At 68.2% G+C, this 7,183-nt stretch carries 11 protein-coding genes; 5 read left to right on the plus strand and 6 right to left on the minus strand.

Annotation, left to right across the window (positions count from 1 at the left end):
• Positions 1-290: 290 nt before the first annotated feature.
• Positions 291-884: a substrate-binding domain-containing protein gene (locus ABN273_RS58685; protein WP_349458490.1), complete on the minus strand. Its 594-nt coding sequence runs from the start codon at positions 882-884 to the stop codon at positions 291-293.
• On the opposite strand from ABN273_RS58685, the gene ABN273_RS58690 reads away from it, so the two are divergent.
• Together ABN273_RS58690 and ABN273_RS58695 are read left to right on the plus strand one after the other, a co-directional pair.
• On the plus strand, positions 883-1,299 hold the full coding sequence (locus ABN273_RS58690; RefSeq protein WP_349458491.1) for an enolase C-terminal domain-like protein: 417 nt from the start codon (positions 883-885) through the stop codon (positions 1,297-1,299). The genes ABN273_RS58685 and ABN273_RS58690 overlap by 2 nt on opposite strands.
• A 147-nt stretch (positions 1,300-1,446) precedes the next feature.
• Positions 1,447-1,614 (plus strand): hypothetical protein, encoded by a 168-nt coding sequence (locus ABN273_RS58695; RefSeq protein ID WP_349458492.1) that lies wholly within the window; start codon positions 1,447-1,449, stop codon positions 1,612-1,614.
• Positions 1,615-1,773: 159 nt separating this feature from the next.
• On the opposite strand, the gene ABN273_RS58700 is transcribed toward ABN273_RS58695, so the two are convergent.
• Positions 1,774-2,187 (minus strand): RidA family protein, encoded by a 414-nt coding sequence (locus tag ABN273_RS58700; protein WP_349458493.1) that lies wholly within the window; start codon positions 2,185-2,187, stop codon positions 1,774-1,776.
• Between the two features lie 72 nt (positions 2,188-2,259).
• On the opposite strand from ABN273_RS58700, the gene ABN273_RS58705 reads away from it, so the two are divergent.
• On the plus strand, positions 2,260-3,153 hold the full coding sequence (locus ABN273_RS58705; RefSeq protein WP_349458494.1) for a LysR family transcriptional regulator: 894 nt from the start codon (positions 2,260-2,262) through the stop codon (positions 3,151-3,153).
• On the opposite strand, the gene ABN273_RS60210 is transcribed toward ABN273_RS58705, so the two are convergent.
• The 3 genes from ABN273_RS60210 to ABN273_RS58715 form a co-directional block, all read right to left on the minus strand.
• Positions 3,116-3,391 (minus strand): enolase C-terminal domain-like protein, encoded by a 276-nt coding sequence (locus ABN273_RS60210; protein WP_502911358.1) that lies wholly within the window; start codon positions 3,389-3,391, stop codon positions 3,116-3,118. The genes ABN273_RS58705 and ABN273_RS60210 overlap by 38 nt on opposite strands.
• 74 nt (positions 3,392-3,465) lie before the next feature.
• Positions 3,466-3,930, minus strand: a complete 465-nt coding sequence (locus tag ABN273_RS60215) for a hypothetical protein (protein WP_502911359.1) — start codon at positions 3,928-3,930, stop codon at positions 3,466-3,468.
• Positions 3,931-3,940: 10 nt separating this feature from the next.
• Positions 3,941-4,840, minus strand: a complete 900-nt coding sequence (locus ABN273_RS58715) for a GNAT family N-acetyltransferase (RefSeq protein ID WP_349458495.1) — start codon at positions 4,838-4,840, stop codon at positions 3,941-3,943.
• A gap of 73 nt (positions 4,841-4,913) precedes the next feature.
• On the opposite strand from ABN273_RS58715, the gene ABN273_RS58720 reads away from it, so the two are divergent.
• Complete coding sequence (locus ABN273_RS58720; RefSeq protein WP_349458496.1) at positions 4,914-5,408, plus strand: helix-turn-helix domain-containing protein; 495 nt, start codon at positions 4,914-4,916, stop codon at positions 5,406-5,408.
• A 43-nt stretch (positions 5,409-5,451) separates the two neighbouring features.
• On the opposite strand, the gene ABN273_RS58725 is transcribed toward ABN273_RS58720, so the two are convergent.
• Positions 5,452-6,183, minus strand: coding sequence for a recombinase family protein (locus ABN273_RS58725; protein ID WP_349458498.1), 732 nt, complete (start codon positions 6,181-6,183; stop codon positions 5,452-5,454).
• 141 nt (positions 6,184-6,324) lie between these two features.
• Between ABN273_RS58725 and ABN273_RS58730 the strand changes: the two genes are divergently transcribed.
• On the plus strand, positions 6,325-7,183 hold an 859-nt coding region (locus ABN273_RS58730), incomplete at its 3' end, for a DUF4158 domain-containing protein (RefSeq protein WP_349458497.1).

Consider the following 7,183-nt stretch of genomic DNA (forward strand, 5'->3'; position numbering starts at 1 on the left):
CTCCACTCGTTCTGCGGTAATATTCCACCGAAGGAGTATGAAGGCGCCTTCTATAAGGCGCAGGAATCTGCTACGTCATTCGCAAGTTCGCAGGAATCGTAGCCTCCAAGATTCCCGGGACGGTCCAAGATGTTCAGCAGGATGTCCCTGTCGGGTCGTGCCGGTCGGCATGCATACCTTCACCGGTCGGCGTCTTGTTCTGGCCGGCGTCGTCCGGATGAGGCCGTGGGGAGGTTGCATCGTCGGTCGGGATTCCCGCCGTGACGTCCACGGCAGAGATCGGATCGGATTTACCGTGCGTCCGCGGTGGAGTCGCGAGTCACCAGACTGACGGGAAGCACGGTCGGGCTCGGCGGCGCGGTGTCGTCAATAAGCGACAGCAGCGTGCTGACCGCCTGGGCACCGAGTGCGGCTGGGGCCCTGTGCACCGTGGTGAGGGGCGGACGCAGGTAAGCGGACAGCTGAAGATCGTCGGACCCGGTGACGGAGAGGTCCTGGGGGACACACAAGGTGTGTTCGTCCAGCGCGCGCAGCACGCCGACCGCAATCATGTCACTCTCCGCCGCAATGGCGGTGAAATCACGGCGTTCGGCCAGTAACTGCACGGTGGCGCGGTAGGCACCCTCGATGCGCGCGATGCGGCGATGCCCCAGGTCAAGCAGGTGTATGGCCACCTGCCGCGCGCCCGCGGCGGTGTCGCACGTGACGTACGTCGCACGCGGGCCTTCGCCGCACGCCGTGTGGTACTGGCCGACCAGGCGCAGCAACTGGCCGAGGTCGAGGGCGAACTGGAGCGGATGAGCGTGGCTGAGCAGGTCGTCATCCAGATGCTCGCCGAGGACGGCGGCCGATCCCGAGCACGCCGCGGTCAATGCCAGCTTCATGATGATCCCGTACCGGCATCAGGCCGGCGGCCCTGACGAGTTCCCCGCCGACTACCAGCTGCTGCTGAACATCCGCCGGCGCGCGGCGGACCTGGTCAACGTCAAGTTGGCGAAGAGCGGCGGACTCAGCGCCGCCCGTACCCTCCTCGAACTGGCGCGAGCCCAGGGCATGGGCACCATCCTCGGCTGCATGCTGGAGAGTGAGATCGGCACCGGCGCCGCGGCCAGCCTGGTAGCGGCCTACGGGACCACGATGGTGAGCGACCTCGACGCAGTGTGGTGGCTCCAGTGCCCGGCCGTCGTCGGCGGCATGCGGTACCAAGGCGCTGCGGTCGTGCTGCCCGACGCGCCGAGCCGGGGCATCTCCGGCCTGGTCGCCGCAGAAGCCCGGGACGCCAGGGAGGCACGGGCATGACGATCGCCGTCCCTTCCGGACCGACCCCGAAGGATCAGGCCGATGAATTCCACGTCTGAACCAGGTGTACGTGGCTGGCAGAACGTGGAATCTGTTGGGGTCAGGGCTCGGTATCGAGACTCCTCCTCGCCGCGTGGGTGGTGTTGAGTGGTTGTCTCCGGTCCCTCTACCGGCCTTTTCGGCGGAGCGCACGACGGCGAGCAGGACGCCACCCGGCGGGCCATGTCCGCGCTCGACGCCTACGGCCGGCCGTACGACGTGCTGCGCGTCGCCGTCACCGACACGCGCGACATCAAGGTCCGGCGCCCTGGATGAATGAGCCCGATGTGATCAGAGGATCCGTCATGCCGCCGTAGACGCCGATGACGGAGATGACGCCGCCGCGCCGTACCGTTGCTTCTCCCGCTTGCGTGCGGGGCCGCAGTAGCTGGAGCAGCGCGCATGAGGCAACTGGCGGGGCGCTCCTGCTGCGGTTCAGTAAGCAGCGGGCACGGGCTTTGGCGCTGCGGGCCGTCGTGCGTACACCTCGATCTCAAACTTCATGCGGGAATCGGACAGGCCGCACACCAGCATCGTCGCGGCTGGGCGGATGTCGCCGAAGCAGCGGCGCAGGGTCGGCCAGCACGGCTGGAAGTCCTCACGATCGGGCAGCAGGTATCTGACCCGGACGACGTCGGCGAACGAGCAGCCCGCCTCGGTCAGTGCCGATTCAACGTTGCGCAAGCACTGCTCGGCCTGCTCGACCACGTCGTCGGAGATCGTCATGGTCGCGTAGTCGAACCCGGTCGTCCCGGACACGTGCACCCAGTCGCCGTCGATCACCGCCCGCGCGTAGCCGATCTCCTCTTCGAAGGTGGATCCACTCAAAATCACGCGTCGTTCTGTCATGTGGCGAAAGGTAGGCAACCAGCAGCGATATGTCCAATACCTTCCCGAGGATCATCTGATATCTCTAAAGGTATGGACCGTCCTGAGCTCAGCCTCCAGCAGCTTCACGCCTTTGCGGTCCTCTCCGAGGAACTCCACTTCGGGCGCACAGCGGAGCGGCTGGGCATCGCGCAACCGCCGCTCAGCCAGCAGATCCGCCGCCTGGAAGCGAAGGTCGGGCACCCGCTGTTCACCCGAGGACCCGGCGCGGTCGCCCTCACCGCGGCAGGACACCAACTCCTGCCCGCCGCTCGGCGCGCACTCGACGAGATCGCCGTCGGCCTGGACACGGCCCGACGCATTGGCAGCGGTGAGGCCGGTCGTATCCGGATCGGCTTTGCCGCATCGCTTGCGCTGACCGTCCTGCCAGGCTTGTTGCGCGCCTACCGCGATCAGTTTCCTCAGGTGGAGATGGAGATCCATGAGATGACCACAGCGCCGCAGGTGACCGCTCTGCACGAGCATGTGATCGACGTCGGGCTCCTGCGCGAGCCGCCGGACGAGCCGGGGCTGGCGACCGAGACGATCTTGTCCGAGGAGTTCATCGCGGTCCTGCCGGCCGCCCACCCTCTTGCGGCCCAGCGCGTCCTCCCGATCAAAGCACTCGCGGACGAACCGTTCGTGCTGCTGCCTCGCAGTGCCGGACCAATGTTCCACGACCGGATCCTCACCTTGTGCCGCAGTGCGGGTTTCGAACCCCGCCTTGGCCAGCAGGCGGTCGAATGGCAGACGGTCTGCGCGCTCGTCGAGGCAGGACTGGGAGTGTCTCTCGCCCCGGCGAGCATTCGCCGGATCCGCCTCAACGGTGTCGCATACCGCCGGATCGAACCGAACAGCGCACGCACCACCGTCGCAGTGACCTGGCGTCGCGACGACCAGAACCCCATGGTCACACGATTCCTGGAGGTCGCCCGCAGCGAACCCTGAATCCCCTCCTCTCTCTCCGCACATCGACCAGCCCGCCGCACCACACGGCGATCCCGTGCGCCCGGCACAGGTCGTGGATGCGGCGCGCCTCCAGGTAGCCGCCCACCTGGCCCGGCTTGATGTTGACGATCGAGCAGGAGGCCGGCGAGATCGCGGCGGCGGCGTGCGCGGCCGACTCGATCGACTCGTCCAGGCAGATCGGCGTCCGTAGCCGCTTCGCGAGCTGGGCGTGCTGCACCAGGTCGTCGTTGGCGAGCGGGCTGCTCGATCAGCAGCAGGCCGAAGTCGTCGAGCCTGGACAGGTGCTGGGCGTCAGCCGGGGTGTCGGCCGCGTTGGCGTCGACCTGGAGCAGCACGTCGTCGCCGAACCGCTCGCACCGGCTCGATGTCGTGGCCGGGCTCGATCTTCAGCTCGCCCGACGCCCTGAGCTGCGCGTCGAGCATCGCCGCCTCCAGGGCGGCCTTGGCCATCCGGTGCCCCTTGATCGGTTCGAGGGCGTGGCCCACGCCGTGCGCGTCGACGTTGGCGGGCAGCGCCGGCAGCAGGAAGCGGCGGATCACCTCGGCTGCGCCGTCCGCGTACTCCGGGCTGTAGCGAGGCTCGGACATCGCCACGCACCCGGCCCACACCTCGGCGTCGGGCGTGACCACGCGTATCAGCAGCACGTCCCGCGTCGCCTTGGTGCCGAACGACGTGCCGAACGACGTGCCGAACGACGTGCCGAACGACGTGCGGAACGGCGAGACCAGCGGCATCACGATCCGCCGCAGCTCCACCCAGTGATCTTCATGTGTTCCGCTCTACCACGTAGTAGGTCTTGCGATGGAAGCCGGTCACCGTGGCGCCCTCCGCCATGAGGCCGCCCAGCACGTCGCGTACGGCGTGCCGCCACGCCTTGGCGGCGCCGGCGTCCACCCCGCGCAGTCGCTCGATGTCCTCGGGGACCGCGACCAGCACCACGCGCCCGTCGGTACGGCCCTCGACCGGGCGGTCGCCGTCGTCGCCCAGCCCGACCACGGCGTCCTCGGGCACCGTCGGCAGGTACGGCACCCGCCGGACCGCCGCCTCGACCCGTGGATCGGTCAGCGGCCACACGGCCAGGATCCGGTCGGACTCGTCGCCCTGGTTGATGGCGTCGGCCATCACCCCGTAGAAGTTCGGCAGGTACTCCGCCGGCCGCGCGCCCAGCTTGGCCAGGTTGAAGTGCGCGTTGCGGCGGACCAGCGGGTCGTAGCTCCAGGTGATCCGGGAGATCCCGCGGTCCAGCGCCCATAGCCGCTGGTGCAGCTTCAGCTCGAAGCCGATGCCCCGTCCCGCCTCCGCGCCCGTGTTTTGCGAGTGCAGGGTCGAGTCCTGCCCGAAGAAGCCCACCGACGCCCCGACCATCCGGTCGCCGTCGAAGGCGCCGGAGACGTAGTTGCCCGCGTGGGTCAGTGCCCGCATCAGTCCGGCGGTGATCGGCCGGCTGTCCGGCTCGAATCCCCAGATCCGCTGGAACAACTCGTCGACCTGCTCGAACTCCTCGTTCGCATGGAGTTCCCTGATCATGGCCGAGATCGTCATGGTCGAGTAGTCGAACCCGGTGGTCACCGACACGTGCACGCGGTCGCCGTCGACGACGGCCCTGGCGTACCCGATCTGTTCCTCGAAGGTCGATCCGCTGAGGATCGCGCGTCGCTCCGTCACCCGACGAACGCTAGGAGGACCAGGAATGATACGTCCAATACGCGATGGTTGATGAGCTGATATCTGTGGACGTATGGACCGTCCCGAACTTCCCCTGCCACAACTGCACGCCTTCGTCGTGCTGGCCGATGAACTCCACTTCGGCCACGCGGCCGAACGGCAGTTCCAGCGCGACATGATCGGCGAGAGCACCCGCGAGGGCGTCGCCGCCGCCCAGGCCGCCGGCAAGACCCTCGGCCGCCCCGCAGCACTCGACCAGGACAAGGCGGCCGCCGTCGTGCAGGCATACGGGCAGGGCACCGCCGTCAAGGTTCTGGCCCGCCAGCACCGGGTCGCCCCCAAGACGATTCGTCGTGTTCTGGACGCCGCCGGTGCTCGCGACCTGCCCGACCAACTCGCCATAGCCCCGGACGACACCGGCGAGCCGGCCCTGGACCCGGACGTGGTCCTCAACGTGCCCGGCCTGCTGGTCGACCACCTGCGTACCATCGGCGACGAAGCCGTCCGCCAGGCCCTCACGTCCGGACAGATCATCCGCCGCGGCCGCGGCTATTCGGGGTGCCGTTAACCAACGTGCCACCAACCGCCAAACCTGCTCTGAGCTGGGACAATCAGCGGCCTGCATCGAGCTCCGCCGCCGACCGGCCGATGGCAGGACGGGGCGTCGTCGTGAGCTCGGGGACGTACTTGTAGATGGTCGAGCGGCTGACGCCAAGCAGCCGGGCGATGGAGGAGACGGTGTTCTCCGGCCGGGTGAGCAGGTCGCGGGCATGCCGGATCTGCTCGGCGGTCATCGCCGGCGGGCGTCCCAGACGCTGACCGCGAGCGCGGACGGCGGCCAGGCCCTCATGGGTGCCTTCCACGATGAGCTCGCGGATGAACTCCGCCAGCGCGGCGAAGACATGGAAGACGAGCCGGCCGCCCGGGGTGGTGGTGTCCAGCGCCTCGTACGGGGAGCGGAAGCCGACGCCGCGCTTGCGCAGCCCCGCCACGATCGAGATGAGATCCTGCAGGGAGCGACCCAGGCGATCCAACGAGGGCACCACGAGGGTGTCGCCGGGACGCAGGTAGTCCAGCGCCTTCCACAGCTCCTCGCGCTCGGCGTTCTTGCCGGACTTCTTGTCGGCGAAGATACGGATACAGCCCGCCGCGGTGAGGGCGGCCGTCTGGCGGTCCAGGAGCTGTCCGCGGGTGGAGACGCGGGCGTAGCCGATCAGCGCTCCCGAGGGGCCCGCGGGTTCGGCCGCCAGCGGGTCCTCGCCGAGAGATCCCTCCAGCAGCGGACCTTCGGGAAGCGCGAGGTTCTTGGCCGTGGTGTTCGGGGTTGAGGAACCTGCGGACAGCCGTTGGCGGTACCCGCGAGTAACTTAGCTGGACGGTTGGGTAGGTCGTCCTGCGGTTGATCATTTCCGTTCAAGATCTGGACTTATGGTGTGTTTCCGGCTGTTACCGGGCGCTAGGTGGCGTGTCTACGGTCGTCGGTCATGCCTGCAGAGTTTCTGTCTGATGAGCAGAGGACGGCGTACGCGACCTTCGGTGAGATGCCGTCTCTGCCGGACATGGAGAAGTTCTTCTTCCTGGACGCCTTCGACCGGGAAGTGATCGCGCACTCACGCCAGGATTCACACCGCCTTGGCGTAGCCGTCCAGATCGGCACGGTTCGGCACAAGGGTCTGTTCCTGGAGGACCCGCTCGAGGTGCCGTGGCCTGTGGTGGACTACCTGGCCGAACAGTTGGGCATCGGGGACCCCTCGCAGGTAAAACGGTACGGCGAGCGGCCGAAGACGGTCTACGAGCACGCGTGGATGATCCGCGATATCTACGGCTACCACGACTTCGACGATCGGGAGTCGTGGGAAGGCCGGGTGCTGTCGAAGCGGTTCTTGACCTTTCTGCACGGTCGCGCGTGGACACACGCGGAGGGGCCGACGGCGCTGTTCGATCAGTCGGTAGCGTGGCTGCGCCGGCATCGGGTGCTGCTGCCCGGGGTGACGGTGCTGGAGCGGCTGGTGGCCAGCGTCCGGGGGCGGGCAGATGAGCGCCTGTATGCGACGGTGACGCGTCAAGTGGAGCGCGCCGACGCTCGATTGCCGCAGGCGTTGTCGGGGCTGCTGGTGGTCCCTGAAGGGGCGCGGATCTCGGAGCTGGAGCGGCTGCGGCAGGCGCCCAAGCGGCACTCGGGCACCGAGATGGCCAAGGCGCTCAAGCGGGTGGATGACATCGCGGCGTTCCGGCTGGGGCGGGTGCGGGTGGACAAGGTGCCGGTGCGGCGGATGAAGACGCTGGCCAAGTACGGGGCGGGCACCAAGGCGCCGCTGCTGGCCCGTCTGTCCGAGCCGCGCA

The sequence above is a fragment of the Nonomuraea sp. B19D2 genome (assembly GCF_040137845.1).
Taxonomy (GTDB): Bacteria; Actinomycetota; Actinomycetes; order Streptosporangiales; family Streptosporangiaceae; genus Nonomuraea.

Excerpts from the sequence above, each read along its gene's own strand:
- ABN273_RS58690 (WP_349458491.1), top strand. The coding sequence starts at position 883 with ATGATGATCCCGTACCGGCATCAGGCCGGCGGCCCTGACGAGTTCCCC.
- ABN273_RS58685 (WP_349458490.1), bottom strand. The coding sequence starts at position 884 with ATGAAGCTGGCATTGACCGCGGCGTGCTCGGGATCGGCCGCCGTCCTC.
- ABN273_RS58700 (WP_349458493.1), bottom strand. The coding sequence starts at position 2,187 with ATGACAGAACGACGCGTGATTTTGAGTGGATCCACCTTCGAAGAGGAG.
- ABN273_RS58705 (WP_349458494.1), top strand. The coding sequence starts at position 2,260 with ATGGACCGTCCTGAGCTCAGCCTCCAGCAGCTTCACGCCTTTGCGGTC.
- ABN273_RS58720 (WP_349458496.1), top strand. The coding sequence starts at position 4,914 with ATGGACCGTCCCGAACTTCCCCTGCCACAACTGCACGCCTTCGTCGTG.